At 50.4% G+C, this 24,214-nt stretch carries 18 protein-coding genes and 1 tRNA gene; 4 read left to right on the top strand and 15 right to left on the bottom strand.

The features are described 5' to 3' along the window. Nucleotides 1-4 precede the first annotated feature (4 nt). The 9 genes from AOC34_RS03015 to AOC34_RS02975 all read right to left on the bottom strand — a co-directional run bounded on the left by AOC34_RS03015 (nt 5) and on the right by AOC34_RS02975 (nt 9,200). Nucleotides 5-1,954, bottom strand: coding sequence for a TonB-dependent receptor (locus AOC34_RS03015; RefSeq protein ID WP_234408141.1), 1,950 nt, complete (start codon nt 1,952-1,954; stop codon nt 5-7). A gap of 12 nt (nt 1,955-1,966) precedes the next feature. Next, entirely contained in the window at nt 1,967-2,449 is a 483-nt protein-coding gene (locus AOC34_RS03010; RefSeq protein ID WP_108468711.1) for a copper uptake system-associated protein, read from the bottom strand. Nucleotides 2,450-2,520: 71 nt separating this feature from the next. Beyond that, nucleotides 2,521-2,889, bottom strand: a complete 369-nt coding sequence (locus tag AOC34_RS03005) for a DUF2946 domain-containing protein (protein WP_108468710.1) — start codon at nt 2,887-2,889, stop codon at nt 2,521-2,523. Nucleotides 2,890-3,033: 144 nt separating this feature from the next. Then, nucleotides 3,034-4,530, bottom strand: coding sequence for a tripartite tricarboxylate transporter permease (locus AOC34_RS03000; RefSeq protein WP_108468709.1), 1,497 nt, complete (start codon nt 4,528-4,530; stop codon nt 3,034-3,036). 39 nt (nt 4,531-4,569) lie between these two features. Beyond that, nucleotides 4,570-5,097 carry a tripartite tricarboxylate transporter TctB family protein gene (locus AOC34_RS02995; protein ID WP_199908314.1) on the bottom strand — a complete coding sequence of 176 codons (528 nt, stop codon included), beginning with the start codon at nt 5,095-5,097 and terminating at the stop codon, nt 4,570-4,572. 75 nt (nt 5,098-5,172) lie between these two features. Beyond that, on the bottom strand, nt 5,173-6,180 hold the full coding sequence (locus tag AOC34_RS02990; protein ID WP_108468708.1) for a Bug family tripartite tricarboxylate transporter substrate binding protein: 1,008 nt from the start codon (nt 6,178-6,180) through the stop codon (nt 5,173-5,175). 217 nt (nt 6,181-6,397) lie between these two features. Continuing rightward, a tRNA-Thr gene (locus AOC34_RS02985) sits at nt 6,398-6,473 on the bottom strand. Nucleotides 6,474-6,529: 56 nt separating this feature from the next. Continuing rightward, the gene (locus AOC34_RS02980; protein ID WP_108468707.1) at nt 6,530-6,994 is read right to left on the bottom strand and encodes a cyanophycin metabolism-associated DUF1854 family protein; all 465 of its coding nucleotides are present in this window, start codon (nt 6,992-6,994) and stop codon (nt 6,530-6,532) included. Beyond that, a complete protein-coding gene (locus tag AOC34_RS02975) occupies nt 6,981-9,200 on the bottom strand; it encodes a cyanophycin metabolism-associated ABC transporter (RefSeq protein ID WP_108468706.1) in 2,220 nt (739 codons plus the stop codon). Before AOC34_RS02975 ends, AOC34_RS02980 begins: the two co-directional genes overlap by 14 nt. A gap of 175 nt (nt 9,201-9,375) precedes the next feature. On the opposite strand from AOC34_RS02975, the gene AOC34_RS02970 reads away from it, so the two are divergent. Both AOC34_RS02970 and cphA read left to right on the top strand, forming a co-directional pair. Continuing rightward, entirely contained in the window at nt 9,376-11,571 is a 2,196-nt protein-coding gene (locus tag AOC34_RS02970) for a cyanophycin synthetase (RefSeq protein ID WP_108468705.1), read from the top strand. After that, on the top strand, nt 11,572-14,142 hold the full coding sequence (gene cphA, locus AOC34_RS02965) for a cyanophycin synthetase (RefSeq protein ID WP_108468704.1): 2,571 nt from the start codon (nt 11,572-11,574) through the stop codon (nt 14,140-14,142). Nucleotides 14,143-14,148: 6 nt separating this feature from the next. On the opposite strand, the gene AOC34_RS02960 is transcribed toward cphA, so the two are convergent. From AOC34_RS02960 to AOC34_RS02950, 3 genes are all read right to left on the bottom strand, one after another. Next, nucleotides 14,149-15,150 carry a class 1 fructose-bisphosphatase gene (locus tag AOC34_RS02960; RefSeq protein WP_108470013.1) on the bottom strand — a complete coding sequence of 334 codons (1,002 nt, stop codon included), beginning with the start codon at nt 15,148-15,150 and terminating at the stop codon, nt 14,149-14,151. A 103-nt stretch (nt 15,151-15,253) separates the two neighbouring features. Beyond that, entirely contained in the window at nt 15,254-17,893 is a 2,640-nt protein-coding gene (gene pepN, locus AOC34_RS02955) for an aminopeptidase N (RefSeq protein ID WP_108468703.1), read from the bottom strand. A 32-nt stretch (nt 17,894-17,925) separates the two neighbouring features. Then, nucleotides 17,926-18,501, bottom strand: coding sequence for a TMEM165/GDT1 family protein (locus tag AOC34_RS02950; protein ID WP_108468702.1), 576 nt, complete (start codon nt 18,499-18,501; stop codon nt 17,926-17,928). Nucleotides 18,502-18,654: 153 nt separating this feature from the next. Here AOC34_RS02950 and AOC34_RS02945 point away from each other — a divergent pair, with 153 nt between their 5' ends. Both AOC34_RS02945 and AOC34_RS02940 read left to right on the top strand, forming a co-directional pair. Next, nucleotides 18,655-19,992, top strand: a complete 1,338-nt coding sequence (locus tag AOC34_RS02945; protein WP_108468701.1) for a heterodisulfide reductase-related iron-sulfur binding cluster — start codon at nt 18,655-18,657, stop codon at nt 19,990-19,992. Between the two features lie 42 nt (nt 19,993-20,034). After that, complete coding sequence (locus AOC34_RS02940; RefSeq protein ID WP_108468700.1) at nt 20,035-20,619, top strand: DUF3501 family protein; 585 nt, start codon at nt 20,035-20,037, stop codon at nt 20,617-20,619. A gap of 32 nt (nt 20,620-20,651) precedes the next feature. On the opposite strand, the gene ald is transcribed toward AOC34_RS02940, so the two are convergent. From ald to AOC34_RS02925, 3 genes are all read right to left on the bottom strand, one after another. Beyond that, the gene (gene ald / locus AOC34_RS02935; protein ID WP_108468699.1) at nt 20,652-21,770 is read right to left on the bottom strand and encodes an alanine dehydrogenase; all 1,119 of its coding nucleotides are present in this window, start codon (nt 21,768-21,770) and stop codon (nt 20,652-20,654) included. A gap of 10 nt (nt 21,771-21,780) precedes the next feature. Then, on the bottom strand, nt 21,781-23,094 hold the full coding sequence (locus tag AOC34_RS02930; protein WP_325051260.1) for an amino acid permease: 1,314 nt from the start codon (nt 23,092-23,094) through the stop codon (nt 21,781-21,783). Between the two features lie 313 nt (nt 23,095-23,407). Beyond that, complete coding sequence (locus AOC34_RS02925) at nt 23,408-24,193, bottom strand: tRNA threonylcarbamoyladenosine dehydratase (protein ID WP_234408140.1); 786 nt, start codon at nt 24,191-24,193, stop codon at nt 23,408-23,410. Between the last annotated feature and the right edge of the window lie 21 nt (nt 24,194-24,214).

Here is a 24,214-nt window from a genome sequence, read left to right as displayed (position 1 = left end):
CCAATCAGTTGAAGCTAGTGGATAAGCCAATCGATCCCCAAGTCCCTGGCATTGGGTACCCCTGACGATAGCTGTACTGTTGATTGAAGATGTTCTCAACTATCACAAAAACCTCACCCTTCTTCCCCAGCGCTGGAATTGGATATGACACACGCGCATTGGCAACCGTGAAACCATTTACCAAAGTGGTGTTAGTAGATCCGGTGTTGCGGCTTAAAGTTTGAGAATAAAAGGATGTTTGATATTGGGCATCAACAGATAACCTGATTTTTCCAACATATCCAGTCAATGCAGCATTAAATGCATTTTGAGGGACGTAGGGTAAATTCGCGACGCTATTGTTATTTAGATAAGTCCATCCCCCAAATAATGTCAACTCAGGAATGATCTCCCTTTGGGCGGATAACTCCACACCCTGCATGGTGTATTGACCGAAAGTACTCCATGTTGCACTTGGAGGGAATGGAGGTCCGCTTGCAATTGTAAAGATAGACCGATTCTTAATCGTATCTTGGAAAAGGCTAGCATCAAGTCTTGTTTTCTTATCTAGAAAGAATTTTCCACCGACCTCAATATGACTCATTTCCTCAGCAGACAGATTCTTCCAAGACTGGTTTGCCCAATTTACAGGGATTGAGGCCTGCAAAGCCGGTCCTTCCATGCCTGGATAGTTGACTCCCTGAGAAGCATTAAAGAAGATGGTTGCCACATCAGAAACCAAAGAAATACCACCATAAGGAGCAGTCTTAGAGGCGTATTGATTATTCTGGTAATTTCGCACTCCAGCCGATGGCACCAAAGACCACTTATTACTCAGCATGAAGCTGTGGCTTATGCCCATGTATGGAGAGGTTAATTTGTACGTTGGTAAAGTTGTCTTAGTGATGTTCCCAGTCAGAGCTCCGCTATCAGCAGGGTTACTTGTCACGCTGCCTGTTGACGAATCATAGTCAAGGCCAAGCAAGATATTGCCTCCCTGCCATGGAGTTATAGACTCCTTCCAGCGCAAGCCCTGCATAGTAAAGTTGTTGAAACTATTTCCCCAGCCGCCAGATACTAAATCATTATTCAAATTGCCATTTCCTGTATTTGAGTAAATACGTATCTCACCCTCAACCGCATCGTAACTATGCCTTGCAAATGCAGTTACCATCTGCGCCGCACTATCATAAGTCGGGGCTATCGCTGGGGCAGGCAAAGTATTGTTGCCGGGATCTTTGGCGGTATTGTTAAGCGCTATTCCGCTAATGCCAACCTTCCAGTTTTGATCAATCTTAAATCCGGCGGAACCCATAATGTTGGCTAACCGCCCACTACCGTTTGCCCTTGCGCCATTGGATTTAGAAAATCCTTGCGCCAGAGTAAAGTCAACATCGTTATGTCTGCCTGCCATATCAACCTGCTCAATTACTGTGTTGTAAGAGCCGTAGGAGACTCGCGCATTACCAGATACACCATTATTCGGTCCCGCAGTTTTAGTACTTAGATTTATAGAGGCAAAATTATTTCCGCTAACTTGGGGCTGAGGGCTTTTGTAAATGGTGATGTCCTTCATGCCATTCACAGGAAGTAGATCCAGTAAGGCGTGTCCCCAAACGGGCATATACATGGGTACGTTGTCTATATAGGTTTTAATCTCGCTACCGGGGCGACTTAAGCCCATGCCACGAATAAAAACCGATCCACCCTGATCTCCACCAAACGATCCTACTGGGTTGTAACGGGTAATTTGCGTTCCCGGGGTGTTGCGTAAAGCAGAAGATAAATCTGCGGCATGAAGGTCTCTGATAGTTTCTTCGGTGATGACCGCGGATGTACTTGAGAAGCGGTCGATCTCAACTTCTGCAATATCAGGCTTTGCCGTTACAACCAGGTTAGGCATACTTTGCGCATGCACTTGGCCAACAACCAAGAAAGATGCAACAACGGCTATTTTTGATTTAATTAATTTCATGTTTTTCTCAAATTAGTGTTTAACTTTGGGTTCATGACGCGAGTTGCGACCCATAGTCACAACGCCATCGAATGAATCCAACTGTTTAACTTTTTGTGGGGGTAGCTTTGCTTCTGCAGTCTTTAGCTTGTCTATGATGTTGTTGGCTATTCTTTTCGAAATACCAGCTGCTGCTATAACACTCGGATCTTTAAATCCAGCGCCGCCACAAGCAATAATTTCCCAATCAACATGCTTTCTAGTGAGAAGTGCACGACCGCCCTTTTCCCCCTGAATCCAGTCGGCAATTGCAACCTTTCCCTCAATCACGATTGGATCGGTTTGTACTTTTAGATCAGGTCGGTCAAAGGTCTTTGAAATGAGCTTCTGGATTCGCTCTCGAGACTCTTCCTCCGTTTGGGGATGGGCTATTGCATTCGAAAATAGGCATGTAGCTGCCACAAATACCAGCGCAAAATGCCCAAAAGAAGGTCTAGATTTAAGGGTTGAAACCATTACTACTCCACACATCAAAGCGGCAATGAAATTGCCAACTGCATAGCAGGTGCTATGCCCTAATTGCTAAATTAGGCTGATGCTGGAGGAGCTGCCGAGGGTGGCATTACCCAAACCGCAAGTGGTTTGGGTGATTGATAGAACAGCGCCGGAAAGAAGGCAAACTGCTGCGGATCTTGAAACCGCAACTGCGTCTCAAATGCGGGAGGAATCACGGCCTGTACCAGGCAATATGGGCATGACTGTGCTTCTGCTCGATCAGCCTGCTCTTCGCTTTGAACATTAATTAGTGTTTTAGTGCCATCAGCCGAACAAACTTCCATTGCAAAGCCTTGGCCATTTTGTGCCACTGAAACGGCCTGCGAGACTGCAGGCGCAATTGCGCTCATCAGAATCGATGCAGCAGCAATCCAGTGGACTAGTTGAGAAGGCCTAAACATAATGACGAGAGTGTAGCAGTTTTACTGGTAGGGCTTTCAGCACAGAAGATTTGATTAACCCAATAGCTTGGCGGCTTAGGCCAAGTACCAAATAAAAATGGGGGCTTGCGCCCCCATTTAGATCATGTGTCCTACAAGTTAGGCTTATGCTGCTTTTGCCTTCTTGCTGGTGAACTTGCCAATCAATGGCCAGAACAGCAGGACTAAAGCCAAGGTGGTGATGCCGGCCACCAAGTAGTTCGAGAAGAATACATCGACGCTACCTTGTGAAATCAACATCGACTGGCGGAAGGAATCTTCTGCACGGTCACCGAGAACCAAAGCCAAGACCATTGGAGCCATTGGGTAATCGAGTTTCTTAAAGACATATCCGACTACACCGAAGCCCAACATCAGCCAAACGTCAAAGGTGGCGTTGTGTACTGTGTAAGCACCAACCGCGCAAATCACAATAATGACTGGTGCAATGATCGAGAACGGAATCCGCAGAATCGATGCAAACAGCGGTACGCAGGTCAAGACCACGAACAGGCCGGCAATGTTACCGAGGTACATACTGGCGATCAAGCCCCAAACGAAGTCTGGCTTCTCAACGAAGAGCAATGGACCTGGCTGTAAGCCCCAGATCAGCAAACCACCAAGCAATACTGCCGCGGTAGGTGATCCTGGAATGCCGAGTGAGAGCATTGGCAGTAATGCCGCTGTTCCAGCAGCGTGAGCCGCTGTCTCAGGAGCAACAATACCCTCCATGTCGCCTTTACCAAAGTTGCTCTGATTTTTAGAAACGCGCTTGGCAACACCGTATGCCATGAAAGAAGCTGGGGTAGCGCCGCCTGGCGTAATACCCATCCAGCAACCAATCAAGCAGCTGCGCAAGGAAGTGGCCCAATACTTAGGCAATTGCTTCCAAGTCTGCCAAACGATGGTGCTCTTGATCTTCGCTGCTGCACCAGAAAACTTCAGACCCTCTTCCATCGAGAGCAGAATTTCACCGATACCGAAGAGACCAATAACCGCGATCAAGAAGTCAAAGCCGCGCATTAATTCAGTACTACCGAAGGTCAAGCGCAATTGGCCAGTAACTGTATCCATACCGACGCAAGCCAAGGCAAAGCCGAGCATCATTGCGGACAGTACCTTAAATGGCGAGCCCTTGTTCATACCCACAAAACTACAGAAGGTTAAGAGGTAGACGGCAAAGAACTCAGGTGGGCCAAACTGCAGCGCAAACTTCGCTACCAATGGTGCCAAGAAGGTGATCATTACAATCGCAAAAACAGCACCAATACAGGATGATGTAAATGCGGCAGTTAAGGCCTCACCTGCTTTACCGCTGCGCGCCATGGGGTAACCATCAAAAGTCGTTGCAACGGACCAAGGCTCACCCGGAATATTAAATAGGATTGATGTGATCGCTCCGCCAAACAAAGCACCCCAGTAAATACAGGAGAGCATGATGATGGCCGAGGTAGGTTCCATCGTAAACGTTAATGGCAGCAAAATCGCAATGCCGTTGGCGCCGCCCAATCCAGGCAACACACCAATGATGACGCCGAGAACAACGCCAACCAACATCAACATCAAATTAAAGGGGGTCATCGCTACGGCAAAGCCGTTAAATAGCGCGTTAATTTCGTCCAACTGGAGCTCCTTTTTTTCTAAGCTTTTGTAATAATTTTTTTATCTAACGCCGATGAATTCGAGCGGATTAAACCAAGAGCCGTGTGGCAATGGGACCTGAAACCAGAACTCGAACATCATGAACAGGGCGATGCTAACGCAAACACCAACGGCGGCCGCTTTCCATAATGGGTACTTACCCAACCAGACCATGAAAACAACGATGTAAACAGCGGCAGAAACATAAATGCCGATCAGCTGCATAAAGAGTACGAATACAAATGCAGGCAATAAAACTGCCAGGACTTGCCTAAATGGCTCTTTCTCTACAAAAGGCTCGTCTTCCTTCTTGCGGTCAACAATGGCGGCCTGATAGAGGGTGACTGAGCTAGAGAGCAAAATAATTAGGCTGATATAAAACGGAAAATAACCAGCCTCGGGACCATCACTGCCCCACGATGCGCCCAACTTAATACTGCCAACCATCACCACCAAACCAAACACTAAAAATAAAAGGGCTGTAATGATTTCCATGGCACGCATGCCAATGGATGCCTCTGATTTTGAATTATTTGTGTGTTCCGACATTGCTCTACTCACTAAAAAAGGGTTAATACAGTAACAAAACAGGGCGCGCTATATGCGGGCCCTGTATATCCTAACTTACTTCGCAATAAATCCAGCTTCTTGCATGAGCTGTCTGTGCAAGGCAGCGTTAGCGTCTAACCACTTATCAAACTCTTTGCCGCTCATGAAGGTTTGGTTAAAGGCGCCGTCGGCCATGAACTTCTTCCATTCTGGGGTGGCAATGACCTTTTTAAAGAGGTCCACGTAGTAATTGACCTGATCTTGGGTCACGCCTGGTGGCATGAAAATGCCGCGCAGCATCACGTAGTCGGTTGGAACGCCCACTTCTTTACAGGTAGGTACGTCATTCCAGGACTGGGTAGGCGTGATTTTCTCTTTGTAAGGCATACGGGTATCGTCAAACACGCACTGGGCACGGAGTTTACCGGCGCGCCACTGGGCTACCGCTTCGATTGGGTTATTTACGCTGGAGTCAACGTGATTACCCACGAGCTGAACTGCCACATCACCGCCTCCTTTAAAGGGAACGTAGATGAACTTGGTGCCAGTGGCTTTTTCGAGGGCTACGGTAATGATCTGGTCTTCTTGCTTAGAGCCAGTACCGGCCATCTTGAACTTATTGGGGCCAGCCGCTTTAACGGCGTCAATGTACTCTTTAGCGGTTTTATAGGGCTTATCGGCGTTGGTCCAGAGCACGAACTGGTCTAAAGCCAGCATCGCGACCGGGGTCATGTCCTTGTAGGAGAAGGGAACGCCAGTGGCTAAGGGGGTGGTAAAGAGGTTTGATAAGCTAATCACGATCTTATGGGGGTCGCCCTTGGCTTCTTTAACAGATAAGAAGCCTTCCGCGCCTGCGCCAGCCGATTTATTAACTGGAATCATCGATTGCTTCATCAGGTTGTTCTTACTGATAATGCCTTGGATCATACGGGCCATCTGGTCAGCACCGCCGCCAGGACCAGCAGGAATCACAAACTCAACGGGTTTAGTAGGTTCCCACGCCAAAGCGGGGGTTGCTGCAAAGCCAGCAATGCCCAGGGCAATGGCAGTAGACAGCGCGGTGCGTTTAATCGAATGCTTCATGAATGCTCCTCCGGAAGAATGGTTTACCAATTGTGAATCTGGTTTTTTTATGTACAACATTACAGACAGGATTTTTAAACAATTCATGCGGGTAAGTCTTGATTGCCATCAATAAACAAGAAAATCTCACTAAGGACTTACGCTATCTACTCGATAGCCTTTAGAAGTACTAGTAGAAACCCGCATTAGAACGCTATATATATATTGCACTGCAATGTGGTGCCGGAAAGAGGAATCGAACCTCCGACCTTCGCATTACGAATGCGCTGCTCTACCAACTGAGCTATTCCGGCCAGAATCTTATTTTAAATCATGCCGCTCCTGGACGAGGGGCTGAAGGCAAAACCATTTATAAAAAACGATCCAATAACTTGCGGCTCTGTTTATCCAATTGACTTGAATCGCGCACCAAATACTGCACGCCATTGGCGTCTGATATCAGCAAGGTGTTCCCAGCAACGCGGCGGATATTTTCCTCGCCATTGAGGCGCAGTCGCGTCTCGCCACGGTCAGTCTGCACTACCCAAATACTCGGAGTAGCGTAGCTCGATACACTGCTGATTTGCTCAATGACGGGCATGAACTCACGGGTAGCCAGCTCCTCCATCAACAGCGCGCGATCCTCTTCGGGTATTGCCGCCAAGGATGCAAACCAGAAGAGCTCTTTACTAGCAGAGTCCATAAGCGAGATCCCAGCACTCGGAGCAGTAATCGGGAAAGCACGAACCGCATGGACATCGACATGCTCTATGCCGGCCTCATCGATGAAGACAAGACGTCCGAGCGAATCACGAATCAAGCTAGGCTTTTTCAAGTGTCTCTCCAATCGCGCCACCTTCCACCAATTCGGTAGCGTGGCGAATTTGTGCTTGATACAACTGGTAGTAAGCGCCTTGCGCGGCCATCAATTCATCGTGCGAACCAATCTCCACAATCTCGCCCTTATCTAATACCACCAAGCGATCGGCTTTGCGTAGTGTGGAGAGGCGGTGGGCGATGGCAATCGTCGTACGACCCTTCACCAAATTATCCAAAGCCCGCTGGATTTCTTTTTCGGTGGTGGTGTCAACCGACGAGGTCGCCTCATCCAAAATCAGAATGCTGGGATTAATCAATAAGGCGCGTGCAATCGAAATGCGTTGGCGCTCACCGCCGGATAGCGATTGGCCGCGCTCACCCACGAGCGAGTCATAACCCAAGGGCAAACGCAAAATAAACTCATGGGCGTGCGCCGCCCTAGCCGCCTCAATAATCTCCTCGCGCGATGCGTCGGGCTTGCCATAGGCAATGTTATCGGCGATGGTTCCAAAAAATAAGAAGGGCTCTTGTAATACAAGACCAATGCACCTGCGGTAATCAGCAATACCAATGCTGCGAACATCACGCCCATCCAATGTAATGGAGCCTTCACTTACATCATAGAATCGGCAGATTAAATTAACCAAGGTACTTTTTCCGGAACCACTATGCCCTACTAGACCAATCATTTCGCCGGGCGCAATGTGCAAGTCAATGCCTTTGGTGACCGCGCGATTGCCATAACGAAAGCCAACGCCACGTAAATCAATCTTTCCTTGAATCGGGCCGAGTGGCGCTGGATTGACCGGCTCCGGCACGCTGGAAACGTGATCCAAGATATCAAAAATTCGCTTCGTACCAGCAGCCGCCTTTTGCGTATGGGAAACAATGCGACTCATGGTGTCAAGGCGAATGTAAAAGCGACCGATGTAGGCCAAAAAGGCAACCAATACACCGACCGAGACATTGTTATTGGCAACCTGCCAAATACCAAACGCCCACACCACCAATAGACCAACCTCGGTTAACAAGGTCACTGTGGGGGTAAACAAACTCCAGACGCGATTAACGCGGTCATTGATTTGTAAATTATGGTGATTGGAATCTACAAAGCGTTTCAATTCACGCTTTTCTTGGGCGAAGGCCTTCACTACGCGAATACCTGGAATGGTATCGGTCAGCACATTGGTGACTTCTCCCCAAATGCGATCAATCTTTTCAAAGCCGTAACGCAATCGATCGCGCACTACGTGAATCATCCACGCAATGAATGGCAGTGGTGCCAATGTCACCAATGCAAGCAGCGGATCGATCGACGCCAAAATAGCGGCGGTCATGATGATCATGATCAGATCGGTTATAAAATCAAGCAGGTAGAGCGACAGAAAAACACAAAGCCGATCGGTCTCAGTGCCGATGCGCGCAATCAAATCACCAGTACGTTTACCGCCAAAGTATTCCAGCGATAGTTTTAATAGATGCTCAAACGTAGTGTTGCGCAGATCCGCGCCAATGCGCTCGCTCACCAAGGCCAGCAAGTAAGTGCGCCACCAGCCCAAACCCCAGGCCAATAAAGCAGCTGCCAGCAGCGCACCCAAGTACAAACGCGCCAGATCAAAATCGATGGGCTGGCCCCGCTCATATGGAATCAAGATGTTATCCATCAGCGGCATCGTCAGGTATGGCGGCACGAGGGTTGCGCCAGTTGATGCTAAGGTCAGAATTAATCCGAAAAATAACTCTTTTTTATATGGCTTCGCAAAACGCCACAACTTAAATAGTGTCCAGGTGGAAGGTGGCTTATCGTCTAATAGATCGTCATCGCTGAGCAAGCCCACTGGCGCTTGCGATGCGTGTTGCTCATTCCAAAAGGCAGCCTGCAAGCGCAGCACTTGGGGATTGACGGCGAGGGTGAAGTGCCATAGCGCAAGTAAGGTATCGCCCTGCTGTAAACGCAAGCAACCTACGCCAGCATGGTCCGAATGACTTAAATCCAGTCCAGCTTGAATGGGCCATGCTTGACACTGCGCGCCATTGACCCACACCAGAAAATCGCCATTAACAAGCAGTAGCGATTTATTAAAATGCAGGCCCGCATCCAGATCGAGCTCGATCCAGGCTCTGGGCGACAAGGGCTGTAACGCTGGGAGCGATTGGGCCGCCAAGCTATCTTGCCAATGCGCTGGAAGCGGCGGCGAAAGTGCGGAAAAATCGGGTTCCATGGGTAGTCAAAGTATAGTGGAGCGAAGATCTTTTCAATTTATTGAATCTGTCAACTTATGGAGCCGGTCCAGCGTTTAAGCATGAATCTGTCATTCTTTTCACTTCTGACCCTTTTCCCCGCCCATTCGATGCTGCAAAGCGCTACCTAGCCCGAAGTTAAGAGATCCCGTTTTTATGCCCCAATTACTCGATAAAACCATTGAGATCTTAAGCGTCAAGCATCTCCGGGGCCCCAATATGTGGACCTATCACCCGGTGATCGAGGTTTGGGTCGACATTGGCGATCTGGAAGACTATCCATCCAACCTCATCCCCGGGTTTTATGAGCGCCTAGTGGCCTGTATGCCTGCCCTAGTCGAGCACCGCTGCAGCTACGGCGAGCACGGCGGGTTTTTAAAGCGGATTCAGGAAGGCACTTGGCCTGCCCACATCCTCGAGCACCTTACCCTTGAGTTACAAAACATGGCCGGTATCCCTGGCGGCTTTGGCAAAGCACGCGATGGCGATCGCCGGGGCGTTTACAAAGTGATCGTCAGCGCAATCAATGAGAAAGTTACCTTAACCGCCTTGGAATACGCGCGCGACCTCTACTTGGCGCTAGCGCAGGATACGCAGGATGCCTCGATTCTGTTAAAGCAACTGGTTGAACAGTTACGTGACGTCGGCGATGACCTCTTACTTGGCCCCAGCACGGCGAGCATTGTTTATGCTGCCGAAGAGAAAGGCGTTCCATGGATTCGCCTATCCAGTGGCAACCTGGTTCAGCTGGGCTATGGCGCAAAACAGCGCCGCATTTGGACGGCGGAAACCGACCGCACTAGTGCCATCGCCGAAAGTGTATCGCGCGATAAAGACCTCACCAAAAGCTTATTAAATAGCGCCGGATTACCTACTCCCGAAGGCCGCATTGTCGCGACCGCACTAGACGCCTGGGATGCAGCAGAAGACATCGGCTTACCGGTGGTAGTCAAGCCGATTGATGGCAATCACGGCCGCGGCGTTTTCATTAATCTGTACACCCAAGAGGAAGTCGAAGCAGCCTACGCCGTTGCAGTAGAGGAAGGCAGTGCTGTATTAGTCGAGCGCCATATTTTGGGTGATGAACATCGGCTTCTCGTAGTGGGTAATCAGGTCGTTGCTGCAGCCAAAGGGGAAACCGTTTGGATTGTGGGTGACGGCAAGCACACTGTAGTTGAGCTAATCAACCTGCAAATCAATTCAGATCCACGGCGCGGCACCGCAGAAGAGTGCCCCTTAAATCCGGTACGCGTTGACTCCGCCGTCGAACTTGAGCTGACGCGGCAAAAACTCAGCGCAAAGGCTATTCCGGCGGAAGGGCAACGGGTATTTATTCAGAGCAACGGCAACGTTGCTTTTGACGTAACCGATCAGGTACACCCCGAAGTGGCGCGGCAAGTTGCATTGGCAGCACGGGTAGTTGGGCTTGAAATTGCGGGTGTCGACTTAGTAGCGCAAGACATTAGCAAGCCGTTTGAGGAACAAGGGGCTGCGATTGTGGAAGTCAATGCCGGCCCTGGCTTATTGATGCACCTAAAACCAGCCAGCGGAACGCCGCAGCCGGTTGGCAAGGCGATTGCAGATCATCTGTTCCCGGCCAATGTCGATTTCAGAATTCCACTCGTTGGCATCACCGGATCCAAAGGCAAAACGCTGGTCGCTGAAATGGTTGGTCACTTCCTGAGACTGACAAACCAATATGTTGGTGTGTCGTGTGGCAATCAACTCTATTTTGGCAACCGCATCATTAAAAAAGAGAAGCCATCAGATTGGGAAAACGCCCGCCGCACCCTTCTCAATCGAGCAGTCGAAGCTGCGGTAATTGAAAACAACCACCTATCGATGCTAATAGAAGGCCTTGCCTACGATCGCTGTCAGGTTGGTGTCGTTCTCAATATCGATTCCAGTACCCGCTTCCCAGAATATGCGATCTACGATGAAGATCAACTGTTCAGCATTGTGCGCACCCAAGTGGATGTGGTGTTGCCCAATGGCGCTGCCGTTCTCAACGCCGACGATCCCCTAGTAGCCAAGATGGCTGAGCTATGTGACGGCGAGGTGATTTTCTTCTCCCGCAATGAGACTGCTCCACTAATTGAAGATCACTTGAAACAAGGTGGGCGTGCTGTGCTGGTACGCGATCAAGAAATTGTTTTAAAAACGGCACGGCGTGGCGAGCAAGTACTGCACTTACCTAAAAATCCAAAGAGCACCCCGGAAAGCGCGCAATGGAAATCCATTAATTTAGCTGCAGCAATAGCAACAGCGTGGGCTTTGGATATTCCTTTTAATATTATTCTTGCTGGTACAGAGACGTTTTATTCTGCCAGCGCATCCCAGACAGAGGCGTAATTGAAAGTATCTCGGATTCGCATGTTGCGTGGGCCCAATTTGTGGAGCAGGCACACTGCTCTGGAAGCAATTGTTGATTGCGACCCTTCGGAACGCGCAATCGATCAGCTGCCTACCTTTGAAGTCAAGCTGCGAGAGCGCTTTCCCCAACTCGGTTTTATGCGCTTTAGTGGCAAAACCGAAATAGTCTCGTTGGCACACGTCATTGAACATGCCGCACTTGATCTGCAAGCGCAAGCGGGTTGCCCTGTTACTTTCAGTCGAACCATTCAAACGTCCGATGTGGGCGTGTATCAAGTAGTAGTTGAATACACTGAAGAAGCAGTTGGGAGAATGGCCTTTGACTTTGCGCTCGCTTTAATCCAAGCAGCTCGCGATGAAGCGCCATTTGATCTGGCAACTGCATTAAGTGAACTGGCCTCCTTATACGAAGAGGTTCGCTTGGGACCAAGCACTGGCTCGATCGTCGATGCTGCCATCGCGCACCACATTCCGTATCGGCGCATGACTGAAGGCAGTATGGTGCAGTTTGGCTGGGGTAGTAAGCAAAAACGTATTCAAGCTGCTGAGACCAGCGACACCAGTGCGATTGCCGAATCGATTGCGCAAGACAAGGAGCTCACCAAAAATCTGCTGCATGCTGCCGGAGTATCCGTTCCCCACGGTGAAGTGGTTACCAGCGCTGATGAGGCCTGGCGCGCAGCCCAAGCGATTGGCGGGCCGATTGTATTAAAGCCAAAAGACGGCAATCAAGGCAAAGGCGTCGTTGCTAACATTCGTAGCGAAGAACAGGTGCGCGCTGGTTTTGAAGTAACCCAAGCCTACGGCAGGCAAACCATCGTTGAACGCTACTTACCAGGTCAAGATTACCGTTTATTGGTGGTAGGCAATCAGCTGGTTGCGGCGGCAAGACGTGAGCCGGCCCAAGTGATTGGTGATGGTGTGCATACGATTGAGCAATTGGTTGCGCTCGAGAATAAAAACCCCTTGCGCGGAGATGGTCACGCCACCGCATTAACGAAGATTCGTTTAGATGCGATTGCAATTTCGACCCTGGCTGCAGTGAATTTGGATATTGCCTACATTCCTAAAATGGGTGAGCGCATTCTCTTGCGCAATAACGCGAATTTAAGTACGGGCGGCACTGCAACCGATGTAACCGAAGACGTCCACCCCGATGTGGCAGCGAGCGCCGTCGCAGCAGCGCAGATGATTGGACTTGATATTGCCGGCGTGGATATTCTCTGCGAGGCAATTTATAAACCCTTAGAGGCACAAGGTGGCGGTATTGTTGAGGTAAATGCAGCGCCGGGCTTACGGATGCATTTACAACCGTCTTACGGCAAAGGCCGCCCCGTTGGCGAGCACATCATCAACATGATGTTCCCAGACGGTGACAATGGCCGCATTCCAACAGTGGCAGTAACCGGCACCAATGGAAAAACCACCACGGTTCGTTTGATTGCCCACCTGATCCATGAAACCGGTCTGCGCATTGGCATGACCACAACCGATGGTGTTTATATCGAAGGTCGACGGATTGATACGGGCGACTGCAGCGGCCCCAAGAGCGCCCGCAATGTCTTAATGCACCCCGACGTCGACGCAGCTGTTCTGGAAACTGCGCGTGGCGGCATTTTGCGCGAAGGATTGGGATTTGATCGCTGCGACGTTGCCGTAGTTACCAATATTGGTGAAGGCGATCACTTGGGCATGAATTTTATTCACAGTGTTGATGACTTGGTCACCGTGAAGCGGGTGATCGTACAAAATGTTTCCGCTACTGGGGTTGCGGTTCTCAATGCAATGGATCCACTAGTAGTGAAGATGCGGGAGAGCTGCCCGGGCGACATTACCTTCTTCTCCCATGATCCAACCCACCCCGTAATCGTGGCGCACCGCGCTCAAAATAAACGGGTTGTATTTTTTGACGGGACCGACATTGTTGCCGCCAAAGGGACGGAAGAAATCCACCGCATTCCAGTCAAACGTATTCCAATGACCAACCAGGGTCTACTCCCCTTCCAGATTGACAATGCGATGGCCTCAGTAGGCGCAGTCTGGGCTCTTGGATTGCCGTGGAGCGCCGTGAGTTCTGGACTGGCTACGTTTGACGCCAGCGCAAATTCTGCGCCAGGTCGATTCAATCTCTTTGAGTACCGCGGCGCAACCGTGGTAGCCGATTATGGGCACAACCCGGATGCCATGCGTGCCTTGGTTGATGGCATTCAAGCCATGCAACCAAAGCGTAGCCATGTGGTGATTAGCGGTGCAGGCGATCGCCGCGACGACGACATTCGCGCCCTGACCAAAATCCTGGGCAATGCCTTTGATCACGTTATTTTGTATCAAGACCAATGCCAGCGTGGTCGCGAAGATGGTGAAGTATTAAAGCTCTTGCAAGAAGGCCTGGTTGGCACTACCAAAGCAAAACACGTTCAAGAGATTCGGGGGGAGTTCTTGGCCATTGACACCGCACTGGAGCAACTCGAGCCCGGCGATGTGTGCCTGATTCTGATTGACCAAGTTGAGGAGGCGTTAGCCTACCTCGCCAGCAAGGTCAAAGCCTAGACTTTTTTACGTTGCGGCGTGGTACTGGCGCAGTAAATTCACTTCCTCTTTCGAGCCCAGCATCACCGATACGCGCTCGTGCAAGCCCTGCGGCTGTAAATCCAAGATGGTATCCACGCCATTAATCACTGCGCCGCCAGCCTGCTCCACTAAAAAGCCCATTGGATTGGCTTCGTACATCAAACGCAACTTTCCCGGCTTCTTCGGATCACGCTGATCCCAGGGGTACATAAATACCCCACCGCGTGACAGCACCCGATGCACATCGGCGACCATCGACGCAATCCAGCGCATATTAAAGTCTTTCTGCCGAACACCACCGCTGCCAGCCAAACATTCATCGACGTAGCGTTTTACTGGTGCAGCCCAATGGCGCATATTCGACATATTGATGGCAAATTCACGGGTTGATTCAGAAATCTGCACACCCTGCTTAATCAGTAAAAATTCGCCCGAGACGGCATCCAGCGTGAATAAATCCACGCCCTCGCCTAAGCTGATGGCTAGGGTTGTCTGCGGTCCATAGACCACATAGCCGGCAGCCACTTGCGTACGTCCTGCCTGCAAAAAATCAGCGGTTGTGAGGGGCGCATTGGGATTGGGCTTTTTGAGAATAGAAAAAATAGTACCAATCGATACATTAACGTCAATATTGGAGGAGCCATCCAAGGGATCAAATAGCAATAGGTAGTCGCCTACTCCCTTGCCCACCGGCAGCGGATCCTCAATCTCTTCTGAGGCAATGCCAGCCAACGATTGGCAGGACTGCACACCTGCGATCAATAAGTCATTAGCGATCACATCTAATTTTTGTTGTACTTCACCCTGAACATTGCCTGTTCCAGCAGAACCCAAAATACCAATGAGCGCACCTTGCGCAACTTCGTCGCTTAAGGTCACGCAGGTATTGGTAAGTGACACCAAAAGATCCTGCAGTCCCGGCGGCACAGACGCGCCCGCCAATTGCAATTGGCCAAGGTACTGACGAAAAGGTGTCTTTAATGGAATGGGGGTGATCAATACATTCTCCAAATAGGGTCTTGCAATCCGAATGGCTTTATTTTGCCTGTTTCAATTCAGGTACTGGACTTTTGTAAGGCATGGCCCAGCATTAGCGATTACCTAGGGCTTTCACAATCACTTCATTCACATCGGCTGACAGCGTTTTCGACGCAGCCACCGCTTGCAAAGCCGCTTGCATTTGTCCCTGGTAAGGCTCAGCAAAAACAGTCCACCGGTCCAGCGCCCGTGCCAAGCGTGCGGCAATTTGCGGATTAATGGCATCCAGCTTCTGCACCATCTCCGCCCAAAACTGGTAACCGCGTCCATCCCGCATATGAAATCCCGCCGGGTTACCCATGCAATACGAATGAATCACGCTACGTACCCGATTGGGGTTTGTGTATGAAAACGCCGGATGCGATAGTAAAGTGGTGACACACTCAAGACTAGCGGCAGGATTGTGAGGTGTGGGCGGGCAAGTGGCTTGCAGTCCGAACCATTTATCAACGACCAAGGGGTCATCTGCAAAGCGCTCATAAAAATCAGCTAAACAGGCAATGCTTTCCGGTGCATTGTTTTGAACCAAATGGGCTAATGCAGCGTAGCGATCCGTCATGTTATTTGCTAGCGTGTACTGCTGCTGAGCTCGTTCTGCCCACTCGGCCGGATTAGCAATTAAGAGCATTCCAAGCGCAAGATTCTTTAAGCCACGCTTACCTGCGCTCACTGCATCTGGCTTAAACGCACCGGGCGTTTGCATTGCCTCATAGAGGCGCTGCCATTCCGGCTGTAAATGCTGCGCCATGGCCTCACGAAATGCCTTGCGGTTCGCGTGGATCGTTTGTGGTTCGACGCTAGCGCACTGCTCATATAAATAGGTCTCGGCTGGCAGTGTCAGAGCCAATTCTTTAAATGCCGGATCTAACTGAGGATCTTGCAAAATCAAACGGTAGGTTTCGAGCAGAGCCGCATCGGGAGTTCGCCCAGCCAATATCCATTGCATCGCTAACTTCTGCCCGGCTTCCCAGCGATTAAAGGCATCGTCGTCTTTAGTAAAGAGGGTTAATAGGTCAGCTTCGCTTTGGTCAAACTCCAGCACAATCGGCGCCGAGAAGCCACGATTGATCGACAGTACAGGCTCACTGGGTACGTGGTCAAAGACCCACGTCTGTGTGGTGTCGGTTAGTTCCAATAAACGCTCAGCGCGCAGCGACTGATCGACCGACTCTCCATGCGCAAAGACAAGCTGGGTTCGCAGTGGAATGTGGAACGGCTTTTTATTGTTCTGGCCTGGGGTATCTGGGCAGGACTGACTTAAGCTCAGCGTATACCGCTGCGCCTTGCCATCGAAATGGGTTTGCACCCGAACCCGTGGCGTGCCTGCTTGACTATACCAATGCTGAAATTGACTTAGGTCTCTGCCATTGGCATCGGCCATCGCCATTCGAAAATCATCGCAGGTTACTGCCTGACCATCGTGGCGGGCAAAGTACAAATCCATTCCTTTGCGAAAGCCATCAATCCCCAAGAGGGTTTGATACATGCGTACGACTTCAGCGCCTTTCTCATAGACGGTGACGGTGTAAAAATTATTAATCTCTTGATAGGCATCGGGGCGAATCGGATGGGCCATCGGACCCGCATCTTCCGGAAATTGGAGTTGGCGCAATAGGCGCACGTCCTCAATCCGCTTCACTGCCCTGCCCGACTCACTGCCCATCTGATCGGCTGAAAATTCTTGATCCCGAAAAACCGTCAAACCCTCTTTGAGTGAAAGCTGAAACCAATCGCGGCACGTAACCCGATTACCTGTCCAGTTATGAAAATACTCGTGCGCGACGACGCTTTCGATATTGGCAAAATCGGTATCGGTTGCCGTCTCGGGCTGAGCGAGCACGTACTTGGTATTAAAGATATTGAGGCCCTTGTTCTCCATCGCCCCCATATTGAAATCACCCACCGCAACAATCATGAAGCGATCTAAATCCAATTCCAAGCCATAGCGCGCCTCATCCCAGCGGATCGAATGAATCAAGGAATCCATGGCATGGCGGGTTTTGGGTAAATCCTGTGGTTCTACCCAAATCTGCAGGAGCTTAGTAGCTCCGCTGCCCGTAGTAATGCTCTCCTCAATGCAGGCTAACTTGCCAGCGACCAAGGCAAATAAATACGATGGCTTGGGAAACGGGTCTTCCCATACTGCGCTGTGCCAACCGTTGGGTAATTCTTCTGTGGCAACCAAGTTACCGTTGGCGAGCAGCACAGGGAAGTCCGCCTTAATCGCGCGTAAGGTGACGCGATAGCGGGCCATCACGTCCGGGCGATCTAAGAAATAGGTGATCTTCCGAAAACCCTCTGCCTCGCATTGGGTAAAAAAATTACCGTTCGATACATACAGACCCATCAGGGAGGTATTTTTTTCGGGTACGCAAATTGAAATCACTTCGAGCGTAAATGGCTCGGCCCCATCCTCGGGTAGCGAATGAATTGTTAGCGTCTCGGGCGTCAATTCAAAATGGCGGTGTGGCGTGCCGTTGATGCGCAAACTCATAAACTCGAGATCAATCCCATGCAAGATTAAGGAAGATGCTTGCGCCAATGCATTGGCGGGATTGGGTAATACCTCTATACGGCTCTTAACAATCGTCTTGGCGGGATCGAGAGCAATGTCTAAATCAACTTGCCCAAACAAAAATGGGGGCGGGCAATACGCAAGGCGCTGAAAGGAATGGGCGAGGTCGGTTTTCATGTTCTGATTTTATGCCCTTGGAGCCTAGTGCATTAACCGTACAGCAGGGTCAGAATACCGATCGCAATAAACACGACTGCTGCGACGGTATGCACCCATTTAATGGGTACGCGGTTCGTAAACTTGGTCCCAATCCATACAGCGGGCGCATTGGCGAGCATCATCCCTAGGGTGGTGCCAATGGTGACGGCAATGACGTCGTCGTAACGCGCGCCAAGGGCGATCGTGGCAATTTGGGTCTTATCGCCCATCTCCGCCATAAAAAATAAACTGCTGGTGAGCAGAAAAACAGGCCAGGCCGCATTTTTAACCCGTGTGCCCCCAGCTTCATCAAGGCGATCCGGAATTAACAGCCAGAAACCAATGGCTAAGAAGCCCAGGCCCAAAATCCAGCGCATGGCATCAGGGCTTAAGAAAGCTGCAATTAAATGACCGAAATAAGCCGCGCAGGCATGATTGGCCAATGTGGCCACCAGAATCCCTGCAATAATCGGTAAGGCTTGGCGGGGGTAGCGCGCCGCCAGCATCAGGGATAAAAGCTGGGTTTTATCCCCCATTTCAGCAAGCGCAACCACTCCAGTAGAGAGAAATACCGCAGAAAAGTCCATTCAGTCCAATTATTTAGTTAATTTCTATCGATAACCTTAATTAATACAATTTGGCTATTGAGCAACAAGCCCCTAAACTTAGGGTAATCCCAAATACCAGCGGTAAGCATCGCAACTTACCAGTAAGACCAATCAATATAAATGAGGAAGTAAATGAGCACACGCGAAGGTAGTTTAGAGGCCCCAACCCGGCACCCCTTGGACTGGAAAAATCCAGAGTTCTATGACCGCGACAACCTCGAAGCAGAGATGGAGCGGGTATTTGATTTATGCCACGGCTGCCGTCGTTGCTTAAGCTTGTGCGGCTCCTTCCCCACCCTCTTTGATCTGATCGACGCCACCGAAGATGGCGAAGTTGAGCAAGTACAAAAAGCGGATTACCAGGCGGTCGTCGACCAATGTTATTTGTGCGACGTCTGCTACATGACCAAGTGCCCCTACGTTCCACCACATCCTTGGAACCTGGATTTTCCACACCTGATGTTGCGCGCCAAAGCCGTCGCCTTCAAAGAAGATAAAACCACCTTCCGCGATAAGTTGTTGTCATCCACGGACAAGCTGGGTCACTTTGCTGGCATTCCGATCGTCACGCAAGCGGTCAATGCCGTGAACCAAACCGGGGTTGCCCGTTTGGTGATGGAAGGCGCGCTGGGTGTCGATAAAAAGGCATGGATTCCAGAGTACGCTCCAAAGACCTTCCCGCAACTGGCCGAGAAATCGACTGCATTCCCAGTCAAAGATGGCAGTAAGACGCCAGGCAAAGTCGCGATTTATGCAACCTGCTATGTGAACTACAACGAGCCAGGCATTGGTCAAGACCTGATCAAAATTCTGCAACACAATCAAATTCCGTATGAGCTGATCGATAAAGAAGCCTGCTGCGGTATGCCTAAGTTAGAGTTGGGTGACCTGGAGTCGGTTGAAGAAAACAAGAATAAGAACATTCCTAAATTGGCAAAATTGGCAAAAGAAGGCTATGCCATCTTGACCCCAATTCCATCGTGTACCTTGATGTTTAAGCAAGAGTTGCCATTGATGTTCCCAGACGATGCCGACGTTCAATTGGTCAAACAAGCCATGTGGGATCCATTTGAGTATTTGGTTGCACGTAACTCCGATGGTTTACTCAAGACCGATTACAAAACCGAATTGGGTCATGTGAGCTACCACGTTGCCTGCCACTCACGCGTTCAAAACGTGGGGCAAAAGACCGCTGAAGCACTCAAGATGATTCCGGGCACCGAAGTGAATGTTGTAGAGCGTTGTTCCGGTCACTCGGGTACATGGGGCGTGAAGAAAGAGTTCCATGCGATGGCCATGAAGATCGGTAAGCCGGTGTTTAAGGGTATGGCCGAGAATGAGCCTGATTACATCAGCTCCGATTGCCAGCTCGCCGGTCACCACATTGCGCAAGGTATGGAAGAGCTGGGTCTGCCCAAATCGGCAATGGCGCATCCACTCACCTTGATGGCAAAAGCCTACGGTCTCTAAACAGACTGATTAATACAAACTGAATACAGGAATATAAGTACCATGGCAAAAATTACCCGCGATAGCCTCTTAAGTTTGGAGGCGTACCACAAGGATCGCCCAGAAATTCGGGAGAAGGCGATTCAAGAGCGCCGCATTCGCACCGTGCATTTGGGCGAGCACCTCACGATGATTTTTGAAAACGAATTCTTAATGCGTTATCAGATTCAAGAGATGCTGCGTGTTGAGAAAACCTTTGAAGAAGAAGGCATTCAGGATGAGCTCGATGCCTACAACCCCCTCGTACCGGATGGCACTAACTTCAAAGCGACCATGATGCTCGAGTACCCCAATGAAGGCGATCGTAAGGTTGCCTTAGCGAAGCTGGTTGGCGTTGAGGACAAAATCTTTCTAGAAGTAGAGGGACAGCCCCGCGTCTACGGCTTAGCCGATGAAGATCTAGAGCGCTCGACTGCAGAAAAAACATCGGCAGTGCATTTCATGCGCTTTGAGCTCACACCCGACATGATTAAGGCCCTCAAAGCAGGCGCGCAAATGATGGTGGGCTGCGATCACAAAGAGTACCCCATGCACGTTAAAACCTTGCCACACGAGACATTGGCTTCGCTCATTACTGACCTGAGCTAAGCCGCTGTCTTCGCATTACTAACTACCCTGTATTACGCTGCTAATAACTCAACTGCTGGAATAAAATCCAGCTGTTGAGCACTAGCAACCGGCTCTGAGGCCAACTGGCCGCGATGCACATTCAGGCCATTGCGCAAATGCACATCGTGGTTCAGTGCAGCTACTAACCCCCTGTTTGCTAAGGCTTCCACAAACGGATAGGTTGCATTCGTCAAGCCAAAGGTCGACGTACGCGCCACCGCCCCAGGCATGTTAGCGACGCAATAGTGAATCACGCCATCGACCAAATAACTCGGATCGCTATGCGTCGTTGGTCGTGATGTTTCAAAGCAGCCGCCCTGATCAATTGCAACATCCACCACAACCGCTCCTGGTTTCATCTTGGCCACCATACTGGCACTGACCAATTTCGGCGCCGCACCGCCTGGTAGGAGCACAGCGCCAATCACCACATCGGCCGCACAGACCTCACGCTCGATCGACAGGGGATCGGAGTAGTAGGTACGAACGCGATTGCCGTAAGCGGCATCGATTTGACGCAGGCGATCCAAATCCTTATCGATGATGCAGACATCCGCTCCAATGCCCACCGCCATCTGCAATGCGTTTCGACCCACCACCCCCGCACCCAGAATAACTACCTTCGCGGCGGCAACCCCCGGAATCCCTGCCAACAAGATGCCAGGCCCACCATGGGTCTTTTCCATTTGGGAAGCAGCTGCTTGAATAGACATACGCCCCGCTACTTCGCTCATGGGTGCCAATAAAGGCAAAGTGCCAGCGCGCGAGGTGACCGTTTCATAAGCGATACAGCTCGAACCGGAACTAAGTAGTGCCTTGGTTTGCAATGGATCCGGAGCAAGGTGCAGGTAGGTAAACAGAATTTGATCTTCACGCAACATCGCGCATTCTTGCGGCTGTGGCTCTTTTACTTTCACGACCAATTGGGACTTTGCATACACTTCGGTTGCACTTTCCACTAAAGAGGCGCCAGCAGAGCGATAGAGTTCATCCGTGAGACCAATCTGCTGACCTGCGCCACGCTGAATCAATACGGCATGGCCCTGTGCCACTAATCCACTGACATTACCTGGGGTCAAGCCGACCCGAAATTCGTTGTCTTTTACTTCGGTTGGTACGCCAATAATCATGTGATGCTCCTTATTTCAGTTTATTTTTACGATGCAGGCCTAAGACGTAATACATAGCGACATAGACCACCAATAAGCACGGACCCAAAATCAACGCGGCGCGTGCATCCTCATGCAAACCCATCAACACAATGACAAGCACAATGAAGGCAAGAGCAAACCAGGAGGAGTAAGGCCACCATGGCGTGCGATAACTCAGACTCTCTGCTTGCGCTGGAGTCAGTGATTTTCTGAAACGCATTTGGGTATAGAGAATGGCAATCCAAACCATCAGCCCGATAAAGGTGACTGCTGCCATCACATACTGGAATGCCTTATCTGGAACAAAGTAGTTCAGGACAACGCCAATCATCGGCACCATCACGGCCGCCATCACAGCTCGGTGTGGCACACCGCTCTCGGAGAGGTGGGCAAACTTTTCAGGGGCATAGCCATTGATGGACAGGGAATACAGCAAACGTCCACCACTGAAAATACCGGCGTTGCATGAAGACAGCGCTGCTGTTATCACCACGAAATTCACAATGCCAGCAGCTTCGCGCAAACCCAAGCGCTCAAACATCACGACAAATGGACTACCTTGCTGCCCCACCTCGTTCCACGGAAAGATCGCCAAGATCACCAAGATAGCGCCCATATAAAAGATCAAGATTCGCCATGCGAGGGAGTCAATTGCCATCGGAATGGTTTTCTTGGGATTCTCTGCTTCGCCAGCGGAGAGGCCAATCATTTCAATGCCAACGTAGGCAAAGAGGACCATCTGCAAGGACATCAACAGACCGCCAATCCCATTGGGAAAGAAGCCGCCATGGATCCACAAGTTATCAAAACCCAGCGGTACCCAGTCATTGGTAAAACCAAAGAACACAACCGCTGCTCCCATCGCAATCAAGGCAATGATGGCGACGACTTTAATTAAGGAAAACCAGAACTCAAATTCCCCGAACAGCCGAACCGCAATCATGTTGATGAGCCCCATCAAAATAATCGATGAAAGTGCCCAGACCCATTGCGGCATATTCGGAAACCAAATGCCCATGTAGATTCCAACGGCAGTGACTTCCGCAATACTCACCACAATCCAATAGGTCCAATAGCCCCAACCAACCATATACCCCGCAAGTGGGCCTACATAGGAGTTGGCGTAGGCAGCAAAGGAGCCGGCTACGGGCTCATGCACTGCCATCTCACCCAGGGTGCGCAGCACAATGAAGGCCACAATCCCGGCCAATAAATACCCCAAGAGAATCGAAGGGCCTGCGAGTTGAATCGCACTAGCGGATCCCAGAAAAAGCCCAACGCCAATGGTCGAACCCAATGCCATAAGGCGAATGTGCCGTACTTTCAGATGGCGTTTTAAGCCCGTTTGTTCTGTCTGCAAGAGAAACCTCCTTTTCGTTTTGATGTTGGTCATGCACCAACGCAACGAAGTCTAGGCAGGAGTTGGGCGCAGTACTAGCCCTTAAAAATTCATTAAATAAGCAAAGCTAAAAAAATGCCAAAGGAATAAAAGGTGAAGCCTTTAAATCAGGCGATGGATAGCAAAATAAATATTGCTTCCTACAACAAAATACGAAATTTCTTACAGGGCATTCCCTAGGCTTATTTGCGCTCTTTGGGAATGAAATGGAATTACTTTACTCGGATACGCTGTGTTGCATCCGAATCAAAGAGAGAACTTCAGCAGCAGCAACCAAACCGGCTGCAGCTGTGACAGTGACTGCCGAGCCGTAACCAGAACACGCTAAACCTCCGGTAGCAGCACCGGCGCGGGGTTCTTTGGAATACACCGCCCGAATGCCCATCTTCTTTTTTAAATCGCGCGAGAAACTATGATCGGTTCGCAGTCCAACACGCACCTTAGCGAGAAGTGCATCTTGCTCCGTTCTGGATAAATCATCGCAACGCAGCTGAGTCGGATCCGCTTTACCGCCGGAGGCGCCGCACATGACGAGTAAACGTTGATTCGCCACACTCCAAGCCGCAAGGGCAATTTTGACTTGCACTGAATCGGTTGCATCCAAAACGATAGCGTCACTTGGAATCAGTGCATCGAGCGTATCCGGCTCTAAAAAAGCATCGTGGCAGGTCAGCTGAATATGGGGATTGATTTGGGTAATGCGCTGGGCCATGGCATCGACTTTGGCCTTGCCATACTGACCATCCAGTGCATGCAGTTGGCGATTAGTATTGCTCTCAGCAATGTGGTCAAAATCAATTAAGACTAAATGGCCAATTGCGGATCGTGCAAGGGCTTCAGCAGCCCAAGAGCCGACGCCTCCCAAACCGGCAACCACTACGGTAGCCCTTTGAAACTGGGCTAAAGCAGCATCGCCATACAAACGGGCCACCCCACCGAAACGGCGATCTGGTGAGCCTAACTCCTCATCCGGCGGCGGTATTTGAAAGTTTTCCATCGTCATCGCATCTCTTTATACTTAAAA

It is taken from the genome of Polynucleobacter difficilis (genome assembly GCF_003065365.1).
Lineage (GTDB): Bacteria > Pseudomonadota > Gammaproteobacteria > Burkholderiales > Burkholderiaceae > Polynucleobacter > Polynucleobacter difficilis.
This window is presented reverse-complemented; position numbering and strand designations above follow the sequence as displayed.